At 41.1% G+C, this 20,502-nt stretch carries 10 protein-coding genes; 9 read left to right on the top strand and 1 reads right to left on the bottom strand.

The window, feature by feature from the left end; all coding sequences use genetic code 11:
• Positions 1-619: 619 nt before the first annotated feature.
• Both ABM313_RS03700 and ABM313_RS03695 read left to right on the top strand, forming a co-directional pair.
• Positions 620-5,734, top strand: a complete 5,115-nt coding sequence (locus ABM313_RS03700; protein ID WP_434686353.1) for an amino acid adenylation domain-containing protein — start codon at positions 620-622, stop codon at positions 5,732-5,734.
• Positions 5,731-9,996 carry an amino acid adenylation domain-containing protein gene (locus ABM313_RS03695; protein WP_434686352.1) on the top strand — a complete coding sequence of 1,422 codons (4,266 nt, stop codon included), beginning with the start codon at positions 5,731-5,733 and terminating at the stop codon, positions 9,994-9,996. The genes ABM313_RS03700 and ABM313_RS03695 overlap by 4 nt, the downstream gene beginning before the upstream one ends.
• Before the next feature lie 37 nt (positions 9,997-10,033).
• Here ABM313_RS03695 and sppA read toward each other — a convergent pair whose 3' ends face one another.
• Positions 10,034-10,834: a signal peptide peptidase SppA gene (sppA, locus tag ABM313_RS03690; RefSeq protein WP_434686351.1), complete on the bottom strand. Its 801-nt coding sequence runs from the start codon at positions 10,832-10,834 to the stop codon at positions 10,034-10,036.
• A 253-nt stretch (positions 10,835-11,087) separates the two neighbouring features.
• Here sppA and ABM313_RS03685 point away from each other — a divergent pair, with 253 nt between their 5' ends.
• From ABM313_RS03685 to ABM313_RS03655, 7 genes are all read left to right on the top strand, one after another.
• Positions 11,088-12,467 carry a glycosyltransferase gene (locus ABM313_RS03685; protein WP_434686350.1) on the top strand — a complete coding sequence of 460 codons (1,380 nt, stop codon included), beginning with the start codon at positions 11,088-11,090 and terminating at the stop codon, positions 12,465-12,467.
• Positions 12,460-13,635, top strand: coding sequence for an NAD(P)/FAD-dependent oxidoreductase (locus ABM313_RS03680; RefSeq protein WP_434686349.1), 1,176 nt, complete (start codon positions 12,460-12,462; stop codon positions 13,633-13,635). Before ABM313_RS03685 ends, ABM313_RS03680 begins: the two co-directional genes overlap by 8 nt.
• A gap of 269 nt (positions 13,636-13,904) precedes the next feature.
• Positions 13,905-16,208, top strand: a complete 2,304-nt coding sequence (locus tag ABM313_RS03675; protein ID WP_434688351.1) for a protein kinase domain-containing protein — start codon at positions 13,905-13,907, stop codon at positions 16,206-16,208.
• A 91-nt stretch (positions 16,209-16,299) separates the two neighbouring features.
• Positions 16,300-18,093, top strand: a complete 1,794-nt coding sequence (locus tag ABM313_RS03670) for a cation:proton antiporter (RefSeq protein WP_434686348.1) — start codon at positions 16,300-16,302, stop codon at positions 18,091-18,093.
• 107 nt (positions 18,094-18,200) lie between these two features.
• The gene (locus tag ABM313_RS03665; RefSeq protein ID WP_434686347.1) at positions 18,201-18,650 is read left to right on the top strand and encodes a DUF29 domain-containing protein; all 450 of its coding nucleotides are present in this window, start codon (positions 18,201-18,203) and stop codon (positions 18,648-18,650) included.
• On the top strand, positions 18,650-19,678 hold the full coding sequence (locus tag ABM313_RS03660) for an S-layer homology domain-containing protein (protein ID WP_434686346.1): 1,029 nt from the start codon (positions 18,650-18,652) through the stop codon (positions 19,676-19,678). Before ABM313_RS03665 ends, ABM313_RS03660 begins: the two co-directional genes overlap by 1 nt.
• Positions 19,679-19,706: 28 nt before the next feature.
• On the top strand, positions 19,707-20,330 hold the full coding sequence (locus ABM313_RS03655) for a type I restriction endonuclease (protein ID WP_434686345.1): 624 nt from the start codon (positions 19,707-19,709) through the stop codon (positions 20,328-20,330).
• The last annotated feature ends 172 nt before the right edge of the window (positions 20,331-20,502 follow it).

The following is a 20,502-nucleotide window of genomic DNA, read 5'->3' as shown; positions in this document are numbered from 1 at the left end:
GGATTGCTATATAACCATTTGTGTCTTGCTTTGCATGACACAAATGTCGAAAAATGTTAGAGATTGCTAAGCGATTTCTAACATTTTTTAATTTCGTTTAACCGAACTTAAAATTAATTTTTATTGAGTTCTTAAATATTTTTTAATTAATATCTTGCCTTAACTTATAAAATTAGAATATAATTACACTACTTTTATAAACTTTTGCTTTCTAGTAACCATTACTAAAAAACTACTAAAAAACTATAGATACTATAAATAATATCTAGCTTTAATATAGACACTATTTTTGGTAAAGTATTTTAATGTTAACAAATTGATTCTAACTTAATTAAGAATTATCAGTTTATTAAGAATAAACAGTTATAGTAGTTACTTGCTTTTAGTTGGTTTATGGATTTCTGACGCGTAGGTTAATCAGTAACTAGCAATGATTAGAGTAAAGTTTAAAGTATTGTTGGTTTCCTCACTATTGCCCAAATTGAAATTACATTCATTAATGTACCCCCTAGGAAAGGAGAGCAATTATACTTCTTCTACGGATTGTATTCACACATTGCTCCAGACATAATTTTAGGGCTATACATTTCCAACCTAGTAACATCCCAGAGAAATCCTGATGTCTTTACCTACCGAAGAAACGGCAACATCCTTAACTGACCAGAACGACTTTCTGGAGCAGTCTATTCCTAGTCGATTTCAACAGCTAGTTAAGAAGTATCCCAATCATCTGGCAATCAAGACCAAGCAAGAACAAATTACCTATGATCGCCTCAATAAAGATGCCAATCTTTTGGCAAGAGCAGTTCTCCATCAGCAAGGACAAGCTACAGAAGTAATTGCCCTACTCTTAGACACAGGAGCAGCATTTATTGCAGGAATGTTTGCCATGCTGAAAATAGGCAAAACCTATGTACCTTTAGATCCAACTTTCCCTCTGGCGCGATTAATCTATATTATCCAAGATTCCCAAGCGGTAATGATTGTCTCCAACACGCAAAACCTGAGCTTAGCCAATGATCTTGCACAAGGCAGGTTAAACGTATTTAATATCGACAACATTGATCAAAATACTTCTAGAGATAACCTCGATCTCGACATACCCCCAGAGACCCCTGCCTACATTTTGTATACGAGTGGCTCGACGGGCAATCCAAAAGGCGTATTTCAGAGTCAACACAACTTGTTTCATAACATCAGAAATCAGATTCATACCTATCAGATTTCACCAACAGATCGAATGACTTTGTTGTATTCTTGCAGTGTCATGGGAGCGCTTAGGGGAATTCTTAATGCTTTGCTTTCTGGTGCAGCCCTTTATCCTCTCAATATCCAAAAGCATGGCTTAGAAGAGTTAGAGAAGCTACTTGTGCGTGAAGAAATTACCATAATGCATACGATTCCGACAATTTTTCGGAGTTTTGTGAGTTGTTTGGCGGAAGTAGAACAGTTTCCCCATCTTCGCCTATTGATTTTAGGGGGCGAAATGGTGTTAAGGCGAGAGTTCATTCTGTATCAAAAATATTGCAGTGCTAATACACTTCTTTTCACTGGTATCGGTTCTACTGAGGCAGGAACGATTTGCTGTCTTTCTTCTGATAAGCAAACCCAATTTGATAGCAGTGTTGTACCTGCGGGCTATCCTATAGATGATGTAGAAGTCCTAATCGTGGACGAAAATCGCATGGAAGTCGCTAGGGGTGAAGTTGGTGAAATTGTTGTTAAGAGTCAGTATCTTGCTTTAGGCTATTGGCAAAAGGAAGAACTTACAAGAGAAAAGTTTGTAACCCATAGCAATGGCGATCGCTTTTACTTTACAGGTGATTTAGGACGCATTGATGCAAATGGTTGTTTGTGGACTTTGGGCAGAAAAGACCTTCAGGTAAAGATCCGAGGCTATCGTATTGAGATTAGCGAAATTGAAATGGCTCTATTTGATTCTGGCATGGTTAAAGCTTCTGCGATCATTGTCGATGACGATGCTACAGGAGCAAAGCAACTGATTGCCTATATCGTTCTTGCAGATGGTTGCCGTCCTTCTATTCGCGAACTTCGGCAAAATTTACTTAAAAAGCTTCCTACCTATATGGTTCCATCTTTCTTTGTATTTTTGGAATCATTGCCCATAACACCCAACGGAAAAATCAATCGCCTTGCTTTACCGTCACTACAACAGATAGCAGCATCCACATATGATGATTTTGTGGAGCCACGTAATGCTACTGAAGAGATCTTAGTCACGATTTGGACTAAACTATTCCAGCTCCCCAAAGTAAGCATTCATGACAACTTTTTTGATCTCGGCGGACATTCTCTGTTGGCGATCCAATTGATTTCAAGATGTCGTCAAGTTTTCTCCGTTGAAGTTACCTTCTGGCATCTATTTGCGAATTCGACAATTGCTGAACTCGCTCTAATCATCACTGAACTGAAGCTCCAAGATCCTGATTTATTAGCGTCTCAGACAATAACTCCAAGAAATGAATCCACTAATATAAAATTGTCTTTTGCTCAGCAACGCCTATGGATTTTGGATCAATTAGAGCCAAATAGCTCTTTGTATAACATCCAAGATGCTTTTCAGTTAATCGGCGAACTCCAAGTAGAGGTGTTGCAGCAAGCTCTTGATGCGATCGCTATACGCCATGAAATTATTCGTACTAGTTATATTGCCGAAAATGGCAACCCTGTGCAAGTCATCAATGCTCCCAAATCAATAGAATTAACTATAATTGATTTGCAGAACTATGCAGAAATAGAACAGAAAACTCAGGCTCAAAAAATATTACAACAAGAAAGCCAACGACCTTTCAATCTGGCTTTAGATACAATGCTAAGGGGCTGTTTGCTGCAACTTGCGCCACAAAAACATATCCTGTTGCTAGTCATTCATCATATTGCCGCAGATGCTTGGTCAATGGGAATTCTCTGGGAAGAACTGACTCAACTATATCAAGCCTTCGTTACATGTCAAGACAATCCCTTGCCAGAACTACTTATTCAATACGCTGATTTTACGGTTTGGCAGAGAGAATGGCTGTCAGGAAAAGTATTAGATCAACAACTTCAATATTGGAAACAGCAGCTAGCAAACGTAAATCCAGTTTTAGAATTACCCACAGATTTTTCGCGTCCTGTAGTTCAAAGCTATCGTGCCAAAATTCACTCAGTTCCACTTCCCGAAAAGCTTAGTTTCTCATTAAGAGAGTTTTGTCGTCGTGAAGGTGTGACTTTGTATATGCTTTTGCTGGCAGCATTCCAGACTTTATTGTATCGGTATACAGGGCAAGAAGATATTCTTGTGGGTTCGCCAATTGCTGGACGTAATCGTGCTGAAGTGGAAAGACTAATAGGCTTTTTTGTAAATACTGTAGTATTACGGACTGACCTATCTGGTGATCCAAGTTTTCGACAATTGTTGGCAAAAGTACGGTCTACAACTCTAGAAGCTTATTCTTATCAAGATTTACACTTTGATAAACTGGTGGAAGAGCTTCAGCCAGAGCGATCTTTAGCCTATAACCCTATATTTCAAGTTATGTTTTCGGTTGAGAAATCTCCTACATGGCAAAGGGAATTTGCTGCCTTAACTGCAAGCTCCTTCCCGATAGAAAGCAAAACTGTAAAGTTTGATTTGGATGTAACTGTTTTAGAGGAAGGTGCAAGTGAACTAATTGCTGTATGGAACTACAAGACAGATTTATTCAAACCTTCTACGATTGAGCGGATAGCTGGGAATTTCCAAACTTTACTAGAAGGGATAGTTGCCAATCCTGAACAGGTAGTTTCACAGTTACCTTTGCTGACAAAATCAGAGCAAGAACAGTTACTATCATCATGGAATCATCATCCGACAGAATATACTCAAGAATGGGTTCAACATTTATTTGAGCAACAGACTGAACGCACACCAGAAGCAGTTGCAGTATTGTTTGAGTCACAACGCCTTACCTATCGAGAACTAAATAGCAAAGCCAATCAGTTAGCTCATTATTTGCGATCGCTCGGTGTAGCAGCCGATCAATTTGTAGGTATATCTCTAGAACGTTCCCTAGACATGATTGTGGCAATCCTAGGCGTGCTTAAAGCTGGAGCCGCCTATATTCCCCTTGATCCTGCCTATCCCAGCGATCGCTTGTCTTACATGATTGCTGATGCGAATATCTCCGTGCTACTAACTCAAAACAAGTGGCGAACGCAATTACCCTTTCATCAAGCTGAAGTTGTCTATCTTGATTCAGACTGGGAAAAAATTGCTGTGTGCAGCCGAGAAAATCCCATCAGAACTAATACAGGAGAAAATCTAGCCTATGTGATCTATACTTCTGGTTCCACAGGTAAGCCCAAGGGTGTAATGATTAGTCATCAGGCTTTGACAAGATTTACGCAAACGATTATTTCCGAATATCAAATTACCTCAGATGATCGCTTGCTCCAGTTTGCTTCGATCAATTTTGATGTAGCAGTTGAAGAAATATATCCCTCTCTATGTACAGGGGCAACATTGGTATTACGTAACGATGAGATGCTATCTGACTTACGAACATTTTTTCAAGCCTGCAATGATTTGCAGCTAACTGTAATTAATCTACCCACCGCTTACTGGCATGATTTAGTTGCCGAGTTGAATGTCAGCGAACTGCCTTTACCAGAATCTTTAAGACTAGTTCTAATTGGTGGTGAAAAAGTGCTACCTGAACCAGTCAGATCTTGGCAAAAATACATTGTCAAATCTGGAAAGAGCGATCGCTTGCAACTAATTAATGCCTATGGACCGACGGAAACAACTGTTAGTGCCACATTGTATCGAGTCCCAAATACGATTGACATCAATGGTGAAGTGCCAATTGGTCGCCCCCTTGCTCACCTACAAACCTATATTCTTGATACACATTTACAACCAGTCCCCATCGGAGTATCAGGAGAACTCTATATAGGTGGGGACAGCTTGGCAAGAGGCTACCTCAACCGTCCAGAACTAACAAATGAGCAATTTATTCCTAATGCCTTCAGTATAGAAGTAGGGAGCCGCCTTTATAAAACTGGTGATTTAGCGCGTTATTTATCAGATGGCAATATTGAATATCTTGGGCGCATTGATAATCAAGTCAAAATTCGTGGTTTCCGTATCGAGTTAGGAGAGATCGAAACTGTTCTGTCTCAACACCCCAATATTCGAGCAACGGTTGTCACTGCCAGAGAAGATAGCCCCAGCAACAAAAGACTTGTCGCCTATATTGTTGCTGATCAAGTGCAACCTCAAGTCACTGATCTGAGGAATTTTCTGCAAGAGCATCTACCCAATTACATGATACCGAGTGCATTTGTTTTCTTAGAATCAATGCCGATCACTCCTAATGGCAAAATAGATTATCGAAGCTTGCCTGCACCCGATCCATCTAGTCTGCAATTAGACACTGAGTTTGTTGCACCTAGTAATGCGATGGAAGAAAGCTTGGTTAATATCTGGGCTGACGTACTAGGTGTAAAGCGAATTGGTATTCATGACAATTTCTTTGACTTAGGTGGGCATTCCCTGTTGGCAATTCAAGTGATTTCAAGGTGTCGCCAAGTATTCTCGATTGAAATACCTTTAAAGGTTTTGTTTGAACAACCAACGATCGCTCAGTTAGGCGATCGTATCAAAACATTGCTTTGGCTTACCGAAGTTCAACAAACTAATACCGATTCTACAACAAATCAAATGGATGAGATGGAGGAATTTGAACTGTGAACACTTTAGAGTTTTTATCGGAATTGCGTCATTTAGGTGTTCAGCTCTCTACAGATGGAGACAAACTCCGATGCAATGCCCCTAAAGATGTACTAACACCCCAGATGCGATCGGAATTAGCTGAACGCAAAGCAGAAATTATTGCCCTATTGCAGAGTAATAATGCCTCAGAAAAAGTAACTCCTGCGATTGTACAGCCTACTTCACGAACTCAACCATTGCCATTGTCCTTTGCTCAGCAAAGATTATGGTTCTTAGACCAACTAGAATCCAATAGCTCATTCTATAACTTATCAGAAGCAATACGTTTTCAGGGAGACCTTAAGGTCGATGTTCTCCAGCAAGCCCTTGATGGCATAGTTTCCCATCATGAGATATTACGCACAAACTATATAATTTCTGAGAATGGCAACCCGATTCAAATTATCGCTGCACCTCGTCCAGTAAATCTAAAAATTATTGAGCTACAACAATATGAGTCAGTAGAACAGGAAGCTCAAATTCAAAAAGTTCTACAGCAAGAAAGCCAATACCCATTTAATCTTGCATCTGACCTAATGCTAAGGGGATGTTTATTGCAGCTATCTTCTTCTGCACAGATTTTGCTGCTAGTCAAACACCACATCGCCTCTGACGGGTGGTCGAAGGCGATCATGTGGGAACAATTGACTCAACTATACTTAGCATTCTTAGAAGGTAAACCAAATCCCTTATCACCATTACCGATTCAGTATGCTGACTATGCAGTTTGGCAGAGACAATGGCTATCAGGTGAAGTGCTAGCAAAACAACTGAATTATTGGAAGCAGCAACTAGCAAACGCAAACCCACTACTAGAATTACCCACAGATCACCCTCGACCATCATTACAGACCTATCGTGGCGCAAGGCAGACTCACATCCTACTATCAAGCTTGAGTGCAGCCATCAACCAGCTTTGTCGTCAAGAAGGAGTGACATTGTACATGACTTTGCTGGCGGCATTCCAAGTCTTAATGCATCGCTACAGCCGACAAGACGATATTGTGGTTGGCTCTGCGATCGCGGGAAGAAATCAAATTGAGATAGAAGAATTAATAGGTTTTTTTGTGAATACTTTAGTATTACGAAACGACCTATCAGGGAATCCTAGCTTTAAAGAACTGCTATCAAAAGTACGTACAACTACATTAGATGCCTATGCTCACCAAGACTTACCATTTGAGAAACTAGTAGAAGAACTCAATCCCGAACGTTCATTAAGCTACAGCCCGCTATTTCAAGTCATGTTTGTTCTCCAAAACACACCTTCTCAAACCGAGCAGCTACTAGGCTTAGAGACAGAGTTTGTCAGAATAGACGCATCAACGGCAAAATTTGATTTAGATCTTTCAGTAGAGGAAAAAGGTGATGTACTGGTCGCATCATGGACTTATAACATCGATCTGTTTGAGGCTGACACCATTGAGAGAATGCGTGAACACTTCCAAATTCTATTGGAAGGTATTGTCTCCAATCCTAACCAGTCAATTGATCAGTTGCCTATGCTAACTGATAAAGAACGACACAAGCTATTGATCGAATGGAATAATACATTTACAGATTATCCTCAAGACAAATGTATTCATCAATTATTTGAAAAACAGGTGGAACTTACCCCCGATGCGATCGCTATTTCCTTCCAAGACCAGCAACTTACCTATCGAGAACTGAATAATAGAGCTAATCAGCTTGCACATTACTTGCAGAAATTAGATGTAAAACCTGATGTACTAGTTGGTATTTGTGTAGAAAGATCTTTAGAAATGATAGTGGATTTGTTAGGCATTCTCAAGGCAGGTGGTGCATATGTGCCTTTAGATCCTAGCTATCCTCAAGAAAGAATTGAATATATGTTAGAGGATGCTCAGATTAAGGTTCTATTAACACAAAAGCAACTAGTTGAGAAATTACCTACGAAGAAGCTAGTAGTTATTTGCGGCGATGAAGATTACTCTAAAATTAGTAAAGAATCTCAAGAAACACCCATATGTAGTGCTAATTCGGATAATATCGCCTATATAAATTACACGTCAGGTTCTACAGGTAAGCCAAAAGGTGTCGTAACTCCCCATCGTGGCGTAACTAGACTGTTGTTTGGGGTGAATTACATTAACTTTAATGCCAAAAATAAGTTCATCCAAATGGCTCCTATATCTTTTGATGCTTCCACTTTAGAAATTTGGGGGGCTTTATTATTTGGCGCTCAGTGTGTACTTTCTCCAGTGAGAGTACCTACAGCTAAAGATTTGAGAGAAGTGATTCAGAAACACAGTATTACTACGATGTGGCTAACATCTGCTCTTTTCAACTCAATTATTGATACAGATCCTAGAGCTTTAGAAGGCGTTTGCCACTTACTCACAGGTGGTGAAGCCCTTTCAGTTAATCATATTGAGAGAGCTATTAAAGCTTTACCATCGACGCAGATCATCAATGGATATGGACCAACGGAAAGCACAACTTTTGCTTGTTGTTATCAAATTCCTCGACAACTGGGTAATTCTATTCAATCAATCCCCATCGGGAAACCGATTGGGAATACGCAAATCTATCTTCTTGATAGTTATCTTCAGCCAGTTCCAATTGGTGTTTCAGGGGAAATATGCATTGGTGGTGATGGTTTAGCCAGAGGTTATCTTAATCGAGAGGAGTTAACCGAAGAAAAATTTATTCCTAATCCATTTGGTGCAGGACGAATCTATAAAACTGGCGACTTTGCTCGATACAAACATGATGGTAATATCGAATTTCTAGGACGTGTTGATAGCCAAGTTAAAATTCGTGGGTTCCGTATCGAGATCGGGGAAATAGAATCTATTCTGTCTCAACATCCCAAAGTCCAAGCAACAGTTGTCACAGCTAGAGAAGATAGTCTTGGCGATAAAAAACTTATAGCATATGTTGTCATAGAACAAGAGCAAGCTCAATTTATAGACTTCAAAACTTTTTTGCAAGAGCGCTTACCCAATTACATGATACCCAGTGCTTTTGTGTTTTTGGACGCAATTCCCATAACTTCTAATGGCAAAATTGATTATCGAAGCTTACCTGCTCCAGATATATCTAGTATCCAATTAGATCAAGATTTTGTTCCACCTCGCAATTATACGGAAGAAATCTTAGCTAAGATCTGGGCTGACGTACTGGGAATAGAACGAGTTGGTATTAATGAGAACTTTTTTGATTTGGGTGGGCATTCTCTATTGTCTATACGCCTAGTGTCAGAAATAGAGAAGGCTTTCAATTGCCAGATTCCTCTATCATCCTTGTTTAAAATCAGTTCCATAGCTGAAATTGCTGAACTGATTGATGACAAGCCATCTGAGACAATCGATGAACAGGATCTTTGTCTAGGTTTAAGTATTGATGACTATAGAGCTTTGCTTTCTCATAGTGCAGGTAAAGCTGGGTTGCGCTTGGGTAAGCGTGGATTAATTATTAATATTTTGCCAGATACGCAAACCACTTCTCAACCATTTATATGGATTGGGGAAGGTAGAACTGGCAAAAAACTAAATCTTAAGAGACCTTTATATGTCATGCCAGGGGCTAGCCTTTCAGATTCCATGAATTCCTATAATGACTATATTTCAGTAATTGCGTCTTTATTAGTGGATGAACTACTTAGCGTGTCATCTTGTGAATCTTATTCCTTAGGAGGGTGGTGCTATAACGGCTTAGTAGCATTGGAAATGGCTCAAAGGTTACAAAAGCTTGGTAAGAAAGTAGACCTAGTAACGTTAATTGACTCAGACTCTATAGGTGTATCAAGAATTTATCGATTTGCCCATAAGATTAATTTCTACTTAGGGACCATAAGATTCCATCTGTTTAAACTCTCAAAACTATCTCTCAGAGATAAGTGGGAGTATATCATCTCTAGAATTCAGCGCTCAAAGAGTACTTTTAATGATTATGAGTTAGACAATAAGCCTAATGATAGAAAATTTGAGTTTGATCAAGAAGCACGAAACGTCCTTTCAAAAGCTGTCTTAGACTATATACCTAAAGAGTATGGTGGCAAAGTTCTTTTGGTCATAGGTACTGAACAGATTATTTATGGAGAAAAAGATATCAAGTACTTCGAGCTTTCTTGGTTTTTTCCTTATTGCGGTTGGGGTAACATATTGCGGGGTGAAGTTCATGTCTCTCAGATTAAGTGTGATCATCTGGAACTGATGGAAGATCCTTATTGTGAGCAAGTGGGTGTAGCTATTCAGAAAGCAGAAAGTCTACTTTGAGTAAACAAGAAGCCTCTCTAGAGTGGCTTCTTGTTTGCTATTGCCACATCCAGAGAGGCATTCCACTGGTTTCTGCTTCAAATTGAAGACGCGCGATCGCACTGTCTGATCCACTAGGTAAGAATTTACTGGCAAAGGATTTTGGTGGCTTAATTGTAAAGACTTTAGTGGTTTTGGGATCAAGTCCCACTAATTCGGCAGCATAGCACCTTGCATCTTCTTCAGTGCCAATGCGATCAACCAAACCTAGCTCGACAGCTTGCTCACCTGTAAATACTCGACCATCAGCGAACGATCGCACCGTAGCGGGGCTAAGTTTACGACCTTCGGCTACGGTTTCCACAAACTGGTTGTAGCTGCTGTCGATTAATGATTGCAAAATCACTCTTTCTTCGGGTGTGATTTCGCGATCGAAGGAGAGAATATCTTTGTAAGCACCAGATTTGATTACTTTAAAGGAAACGCCAATTTTATCGAGTAATTTTTCGATATTGTTCCCCCGCAAAATTACGCCGATGCTACCTGTAATCGTGCCAGCATTGGAAATAATATAATCTGCCCCAACACCAATATATACGCCGCCACTAGCGGAAATATTGCCAAAACTAGCAACTACTTTTACTTTTTCGCGCAGTTTCTTGAGAGCGGCATATATTTCTTGAGAGTCGCCAACGGTTCCCCCAGGACTGTCAATGCGAAGTAATAGCGCAGGAAATTTCTGCTCCTCCACAAATTCAAGAGCTTCAAGAACGCGATTCCTTGTACTAGAACCGATCGCCCCCGTGATTTCAATACGCGCGATTTTTTTACGAAATTTACGTTTAAGAAAGCCGAACATTAAATTATGAGTTGTGATTTTGACTTGACTTTTACCATCTTAGCTTCTTATCGCAAATGATTGTCTACACTGGATTTCTGGCAATGTAAAGTAGCTTAAGTTACAAAAAATCACAATTTCAACTAGGATAGACGGCACTTTGTGCCGTCTATCCTAGTTGAAATTGGTTCTGAGAATAGCTAAAAACCAATGATCAAAAGCTGTATCCTAAATATATTCAAGCTAAACATTTCGCAATATATTAAAACCCCAAATGCACGAGACGGACTTTCGTAGCAGCCTTCAGACAGGAGGCGATCGCCGCAGGCTGAAAACGATCATTGTGATGGCAATTGTCTATGCATTGACAATTGGTTTGCATCTTGCCCCTTGGAGTCAATGGGTGCTGATAGGGTTATTTAGTATTCAGGCTTTGCGGTTAATATTTGCGCCGCCATTACCGCCAATTGTTTCAGGAACTAATGCTAAAAATGATTTAGCAAGTTTTTCAGAGCCAACTTCTGATCAAGATTTACCGTTTTTCTCATTATTAGCATCGGCAAAAAATGAAGAAGCCGTAATTGGTAACTTAGTTAAAAATTTGTGTCAGATTGATTATCCCAGCGATCGCTTTGAGGTGTGGATTGTTGATGACAATAGCAGCGATCGCACGCCTGAAGTTTTAGACTTACTTAAGCAGAAATATCCACAACTCAAGACCCTGCGACGTGGCAATGAAGCTCAAGGTGGCAAGTCGGGGGCTTTAAATCAAGTTTTAAGTTTAACTAAGGGCGATCTTATTGGTGTGTTTGATGCTGATGCTCAAGTACCTGCGCATGTATTGCGATCGCTTGTGCCAGTATTCCAACAACCCAAAATTGGTGCTGTCCAGTTACGCAAGGCGATCGCCAATGCCTCTGAGAACTGGTGGACATCAGGACAGTCAGCCGAAATGGCTCTGGATTGGTGTTTGCAAGATTTACGGATTCGGGTTGGTGGTGTAGGGGAATTGCGCGGCAATGGACAATTTGTGCGCCTTGCCGCACTCAAAGACTGCGGCGGGTGGAATGAGCAGACTATTACGGATGATCTTGACCTCACGATTCGACTACATTTGTGTCAATGGGATATTGCCTGTCTAAATTTCCCTGCGGTACAGGAAGAAGGTGTAGTTACGGCAAAACAGCTATGGCATCAGCGCAATCGCTGGGCTGAGGGGGGCTTCCAGCGCTATCTTGACTATGGAAATCTGTTACTAAGTGGGCGCATGGGATTCTTGAAAACCTTCGATGCTTCACTGTTTTATATCAATCAATATTTACTAACCGTTGCTTTTATTCCCGACACGATCGCCGCGATTGTATTAAGACATAACCCGATGCTGCCTGCGATCGCGGGCTTCTCCCTTGCTTTAAGCTCAGTAACTATGGCTTTTGGACTGAAACGCGCCTATCAATTGCCATGGCAATCAGCAATCTGGAAAACAGTTTCTGGAATGATTTATATGCTGCATTGGATTCCTGTAATTGCCAGTGTCACCCTAAGAATGTGTGTTCTTCCGAAGCGGTTAAAATGGGTAAAAACCCAGCACCAAGGTGCTGGAGAGAATATATTGACAGAAATCGAACTTCAAGAGATAGAAACCCATGCATGATTGGATTGTAATTGGTGGAGGGATCACAGGTATATCACTGAGCTATGAACTGCAAAAGTCTGGCTTTTCGGTATTGCTAATTGAGCAGCATCAACAACTTCAGGGGGGTAGTAGTCTTGGCTATGGGGGCATCTCATACTGGTCTGGTTCAACGCCTCTCACGCAACAACTTTGCCAAGAGGGAATTACTAGACAACGAGAACTTTCCCAAGAACTGGGCATGGATACAGAGTTTCGTGAGATTGATTTGCTATTGACTCTCGAACCTGACGCAGATCCAGAAGCTATTCTCGCGCAATATGCTAATTGCATGATTTTCCCGACTTTGCTCAACGCTCAAGAAGCTTGCGATCGCGAACCACAATTAAATGTGAATGGAATTGGTGGAGCTTTACTGCTGCCCCATGCTCATATCAACTTAAATTGTTTTGTTAAAGCTCATCAGCAAGCGATCCAAAAATTGGGCGGCGAAATTATTTACACCAAAGTCAATCAAATATTACTCGAAGGCGATCGCGTCGCAGGTGTAACTACAGAACAGGGAGAATTTCGCAGTGAACGGGTAGCTGTTTGTGCAGGAGGCTTGTCTCGCTCTCTACTTAAAGCATCAGGACTTCATGCCAGAATCTATTACACCCATGCCGAAGCGATCGATACAGAACCCGTTGACATCGAATTGCGATCAATGGTAATGCCTGCGGATACTAAACGTTATGAACTAGAAGGTGCAACCAAGGACATTGAGCAAGATGCGATTTGGGATGTGGCTGGGCATGAGCTATTACCTCCTTCGATTGATGCTGGAGCGATTCAGTATTGTGATCGCCGCATCAGATTTGGTCAACTTAGCCGTGTTTTAACTGATCCTTACGCAGCGATCGATCCTATCGAAAGTGAATTGGCTATTCGCGCTTATGTCAGTAAAGTTCTGCCCAAAATTGGCGAATTAAAGGGCAAATGGCGAAATTGTCTAGTAGCTTTTAGTAGTGACAATTTACCGCTAGTTGGTCCATTAAAGGAATGCGAAAACCTCCACCTATTCACTGGATTCACTAGTCCCACTGTTTATGTACCGACTCTATCGAAAAGGTTTGTAGAACATGCGAAGGGCAAATCTGATGAGATCATTGCCGCACTCTCTCCTCAAAGATTTTCAGCAATTACTTAACTGATGTTACGTGGAAGCAGGAATTTGGGCTTGGAGACCAAGCCCCTACATCTTTGTATAGGTAGGGGCTTGGTCTCCAAGCCCTTTTTCAAAATGACTCCCCTTCTCATTTATTTTTTGAAAGTGTCGCTTCGCAACACTTTCAAAAAAATAGGCAATGAAGAGCAGCGCTTTGCGCTGCTCTTCATTGCCTATTTGGCGAGAAGACGAAAATTAACTTGCTAGGACGTTAAGGAAATGCAAAAATATTGACACTAGCAGTGACTGAAATGATTATGCTCGGTAAAACCTTGACTGGGCGCTACAAAATCGTCAAACAACTTGGCGGCGGCGGCTTTAGCCAAACCTTTATTGCAGAAGATGGATATCTGCCCGATCGCCCTACCTGTGTGATCAAGCAGCTTAAGCCTGCGTCATCACAAGCAGAAATTTTAAAAATCTCCCGTGAACTATTCGATAAAGAAGCAAAAGTACTTTATAAATTGGGACGGCATGAATGTATCCCCAGTTTATTAGCGCACTTTGAAGAGGATGAAGAATTTTTTCTCGCTCAAGAATTGATTGAAGGCGATGTGTTGACGCAAGAAATTAAGCGTGGTCAATGTTTGGGAGAGCAGTATACGATTGATTTTCTCACTGATATTTTGCCAACCCTCGACTTTGTCCATCGTCAACAGGTAATTCATCGTGACATTAAACCCAGTAATCTGATTCGTCGAGCTAGTGACAAAAAAATTGTCTTAATTGATTTTGGTGCAGTTAAAGAAGTTAGCACTCAGCCAATTAGTCAACTCGGACATACTTCTAGCTTGGTAATTGGCTCTCCTGGATATATGCCCAATGAGCAATATAGTGGCAAAACTATGTTTGCTAGTGACATCTACGCGATCGGGGTGATAGCTATCCAAGCCCTAACGGGAGTATTGCCTAATCAGATTCCTGAAGATCCCAGTACTAGTGAGTTTTGCTGGCGCGATCGCGCCAAAGTCACGCCTACATTGGCAGATGTAATTGATAAAATGGTGCGATTTGATTTTCGCCAACGCTATCAATCAGCAAATGATGTATTGGAAGCACTACAACCGTTACTAATGCAGTCCCAAGCCCAGACTATTTTTAGCGAAGCTATACCACTAAGTCTTTCTGAATTACCACCAGTTCCTCATCCTCCTGAAAAAACTAATAAGAGTCCTCTGGAAAAGCTGATTGAGGAAGTATCAGATGACCTTGAAATGAGCGAAGACCCTGTAAGGGCTAAGAAGCTAGTATGTCTGGTATGTACTGGTATTTTGGAAAATGATCTCACTCGTCTCAATAATTTTAGTTTTGTGGAACTACTGGAAGACTTGTATCAACAATATCCAAATATTGAAGCCCTAAAGGAGAACTTAGTAAAATCTGTGAAGACGATCGCTGTCCAAAAACAGCGTCAATACTTGATTGTTGCCAAAATAGTTTTTAATGCAGCCTCTAAACTTTATCAACAAATACCAGCATCAGTAATTGCCGAACCCATAAGTTCTTCTCAATTTAAACGAAATCCTCAAACAGCTAGTCAAACTCCTGCTTACTCAGTAAATCATCTAGTAATTAATGCTGGTTCAGCACAACTGATTGCTCCGCTTGATTCTTCTCAAAATAGCTTCATAAAAGAACCTCTCAGTAACTCACTTATTGCGGAAGCCTCATCAGAACAAGAGTTCAGCTTTACTGAAGATGAATTACTAGATCCATATCTCAGCGATGAATCTGATATTTATGCATGGGTAGCCCATAGTATTGATACAGATGCTCAGCAAATGCGGCTAAAAAAGCTCTTGTTTTATACTTATCAAGATGTTTGGGAAAGTGATTTACGTCAACTGAATAGCATTGATTGGGCAAGCCTTTTGAGGGAGTTAGTATCATTTATGCCTACTTTTGGGCAATTGACGGCTTTACTCCATGAGTCAGTGCAGAGAGTGTCCAAACCTTCGGAATATGCTGTGATCGGCAATTTGCTACTCAGCAAGTTAGAGCCTCTTTATCCCGATCGCAGTTATGAAGATAATTTGGCATCAGTCAGTCCTGCAATCGCTCCACCCGTACCCACGATCAATCAACCCGATCATTACAATCATCAAAGCCTCAGTAAAATCCCCTTTGATCCGCAAATTGCAGTTGATCTATTTGACTTGCGATTGGAACTGATGCGATTTACAAGTTCTATGCGGGCAAAGATTTTACTTTTTTCTGTGCTGTACTATCCCTTTGATCCTGATCGTGATAATTGGCATGAGTTGAGAACTCATGGGCTTGATGGATTGATACGTCAATTATTTTATGCCTATTCATCCTATGAGAAAGTCGAAAAATTGATCTGGCAAACAGCGCGATCGCTAAGCGAACCCAGTGCTTACGATCAGTCGGCCAGTTATATTCTTCAGGCAGTCAAGACTTTATATGACCAGATTGAGGCTAAATCAATGTTTCATCCTGCGGAAGGTAACCTATCCCAATCCGATGATACTGACTTTACCCAACCAAGTTTACTCTTCCGCAGCAGCGATGATGACACTTGCCAGTTTATCTAAAAGAGAGTTCGGCGCTCCACACCGAACTCTCTTTTGGGTTTAGCAAAATCCAAGCTAAAGTATAGGTGGCAACGTTCTTTAGTTGGTTTCTGTGCAAGAAGATTTTCGGTTAATTGTTGATTTAGTAACTGTTCTTGCAGCAGCCTCGTTTGGCGGATTACTGGCGGCGGCTCTGCGATTACCAGTTTTGTTGGGCTACATCTTTGGCGGCATTGTTGTTGGTCCAACTGGTTTAGGGCTGATCAAAGAATTGATTCAGGTTGAAACTCTTGCCCAGTTTGGGGTTGCCTTTCTGCTATTTGCCCTTGGCGTTGAGTTTTCGCTGAAGCAATTAAATAAGGTGAGAGCGATCGCCCTCGGTGGTGGTAGTTTACAAGTTTTGCTGACGATCGCTCTCACTACAGCCGTATCAGTATTTGTAGGATGGGTGGATACCCCAACCCAAGGGATTTTCCTCGGCGGGATTTTGTCGCTGTCATCAACGGCAGTGGTGCTACGAAGTTTAATGGAAACTAATGCCACTGAGTCCGCACAGGGACAGGTAACACTGGGGATGTTGATCATCCAAGATTTAGCATTAGGTTTGATGCTGGCGGTGTTGCCCGCACTGGATCATCCTGAGTCAGTGGGGATCGAAGTAATCAAAGCTTTGTCGGTGACAGCTTTATTTGCAGGTGGCGCGATCGCCGTAGGGATTTGGGTGATTCCACCGTTTTTACGCTGGGTAGCAGGTACTGAGAGCCGCGAATTATTTTTGCTCAGCGTGATCGTGCTGTGTTTAGGGATTGCGCTTTTGACTGAGCAGTTGGGCTTATCAATCGAGATGGGTGCATTCGTCGCAGGTTTGATGATTTCTGAGGTGGAATATGCCGATCAAGCACTCACCTATGTTGAACCACTGCGAGATGTGTTTGCGACTTTATTTTTTGCAGCGATCGGGATGCTGATTGATCCTGTATTTCTGCTCCAAAACTGGGAATTAATTCTCAGTCTTGTGGCGATCGTGATGATCGGCAAGTTTTTAATCGTCGTACCTTTAGTAAGTATTTTCCGCTATCCATTGCGAGTTGCCATTTTTGCGGGATTAGGCTTAGCCCAAATTGGAGAATTTTCGTTTGTACTAGCTAGTGAAGGACAGAAATTAGGCTTAGTATCGCGTCGGGTATATCTACTAATTTTAGGAACAACTGCCGTAACTTTAATGGTTACGCCATTCTTGCTCAAGGCAACACCACAAATCTTAGAATTGCTAGAAAAAGTGCCATTTCTCCAAGCTTGGATGAATAAGTTGGATATGCCCCAAGAACTTGCGGCAAATGCGGAACTCCATGATCATGTGGTAGTTTGTGGTTATGGTCGGATTGGACAGGGCATTGTCACTTTGTTGCAGTCTAAGGGCTATCCTGTACTGGTAATTGAAGATGCAGAATCTAAGGTGGAAATTCTGCGATCGCGAAATATTCCCTATCTATACGGCAATTGCGCTAGTCCATTCGTTCTCGAAAAAGCAGAAATCGATCATGCGCGATCAATGTTGATTGCTATTTCTGACCCGATCGCTACGAGACTAGCTGTGCAGAGAGCAATATCTATTTCTCCAGAAATTGATATTGTAGTCAGAGCCGAAAAAGATGCTGATATTGATACTCTTTATCAACTTGGTGCGAAGGAAGTAGTGCATCCCACCTTTGAGACAAGTTTGGAATTAACTACACATCTACTACTATGTCTGGGTGAAAGTACTCAAGATATCCAGACAGAAATTATTGCGGTGCGTCGTAGCCGCTATGCGAATTTCCGTCCTGAAATTGCTTGTGCATTACCAATAGTGCCTCTGTTGCCACCTACCACCAATCTTGTTGAGATAGATGGCAATGCTTCTTGAACTAACATAATCTAGAGGTAAGGATGGGCGGCGCTCCGCGCCGCCCATCCTTACCTCTAAAATCCTGCCATCTTAATCGCCACTAAAAATACAAATAGAGAAATGCTATGAATACAGGATTATACGAGACAGATTTTTATGGCTGGACATTGGAGCAGTCCAAGCTTCTGTCCTTAGGGCATTTAGATAGATTGGATTTGTTGAATTTGGTTGAGGAAATAGGGGCTTTGGGTAAGCAAAAGCAGCAAGAATTATCGAATCGATTGGGTGTATTGATTGGACATCTTTTGAAATGGCAGTATCAACCCACAAAGAGATTTCGCAGTTGGCAGGTCACAGTTCAGTTGCAAAGAGAAGAAATTCAAGATCTGTTAGCAGATAACCCTAGTTTAAAATCTTACTTAGATAGAGCCCTGCTTAAGGGATATCGCTTAGGATTAGCGCTAATTTTGGCGGAAACCCCAATCAAGAAAAGTATCTTGCCCAATGAATGTCCTTATAGCCTTGAGCAGTTGCTTGACTTGAGTTTTCCTGATGATATTGGTGTGGAATTTTGATGAAGTTCAAATCTCGGTTAACTGCTAAAACTTGCAAATTTTTGCTGTTCGGTCTTACCACTTATTTCCTCACGGCTTGCCAAGGTTCAAATATTGGCAGTTCTTTGGAAAATGCGATCGCTCCTGCTAGTCCATCATCTTCTGAGGTGATCGCCGAAAATCCCAATCCACCAACACTGATCGCCACATCACCCAGTCCATCCCTAACTGCAAAATCCGAAACAAAACCTGCAACAAAGCCAATTAATTCTCCTACTAGTAGCGATCGCTGGTCTAGTGCAATGAAGGCGATCTCTCTACAGTCTTTACTGAAAAAAACAACCCCAGACAAAAACTCGCTCAAAGAACTATTTTTTATAAACTTTTCTAATTCCCAAATGCAATCTGGTGAATTTAGTGATCTAGACACAGCACCTGCTTCACTTAAGAATTGGATTAAAGACTTAAATCAATTAGGAACAATCACCCCCAAAACTGGACAACAATTTAAGCCAAATATTTTAGTAGCTCGTCGTGAATATGCCAGATGGTTATTAGAAACCAATAATCGCCTCTATAAAAATCAGCCTAGCCGCCAAATTCGTCTGGCACAACCAACTGATAGCGCTAGTTTTACGGATATTCCTAATAATCATCCTGATTTTGGCATCATTCAAGGCTTAGCTAATGCAGGATTAATCGGCGGCTCAGGTAGCTTTCGTCCTAATGATCCGTTACTAAGGGAAGAGCTTGTGCAATGGAAAATTCCCCTCGATCTAAGACAACCACTACCCAGTGCTACCTTAGAGTCGGTTAGCCAATCATGGGGATTTAAAGATAGCGATCGTATTAGTGAAAATGCTTTGAGTGCAATTTTTGCCGATGCTCAACTGCGCGATCTCTCGAACATTCGCCGCAGCTTTGGCTTTACAACCTTATTACAACCGCAGAAGCCAGTTACCCGCGCTGAAGCAGCAGCCTCCCTCTGGTATTTTGGTACTGCGATGGATGGCACATCAGTTAGTAAGGCTTTAGAAACTGATAGATAATTAATATTATGGAAACAGGAGAAAAGCTATGGTTCAAACCTTACAGGCTTCAAAGCTCAGCTTATATGATGTCAAAAATAAATTTCACTTACATCAAGATAGAAACGATACATTTTTTACTGATTTATTAGTTTCGGCTCCCCCGCTTAGTGAATTTGAGAAACAACAACTAGATCGCACAAGGCAACAATATCTTTATCTTGCGGATCGACCACTGCTAGAAGTAACCGTCAAGATGGTTACCTTGTCACCATTGCTTTCCCTTGCAGGTTTTTATGATCCACCTTTTTATACGACCCTAGAAGAATCGATTGAGTTAGTGTCTCAGGATGGAGTGGAAGTGGTACGAGGGCAGATTGATGTCTTAGTGCTACAACAATCAATCTGGATATTGGTAATCGAAGCTAAAAGCATTCAATATGATGTGATGGTGGCTTTGCCGCAGGCTTTGACTTATATGATTTCTAGCCCTAACGCCACCAAAACAAGATTTGGATTGATTACTAATGGACGCGAATTTCGCTTTATCAAACTAGATTCTGAAGCTGAACCAATTTATACCCTATCCAAAGTTTTTTCCCTGTCTGAGTCAGAAAATCAGTTATACGAGGTACTACAAATTTTAAAATCTCTTGGTCAGTTAGTTATTTGACTACCCCTTACCCAAGAATTAGTGGTGCATCTCGACGAAAGCAAAAATTTACCCAAAAGCAGGATAGCGGCACTTCGTGCCGCTATCCTGCTTTTGGGTAAAATGAAAAGCGTGACTTTTCATTTTGCAATTTTTGATATAGAGACGCTAGAATGTTAGTAATTGTTATTGT

This window comes from Pseudanabaena minima str. Chao 2107 (assembly GCF_051131155.1).
GTDB lineage: Bacteria > Cyanobacteriota > Cyanobacteriia > Pseudanabaenales > Pseudanabaenaceae > Pseudanabaena > Pseudanabaena minima.
Note: the sequence above shows the minus strand (reverse complement) of the source record. Positions and strands in the feature narration are given on the sequence as shown.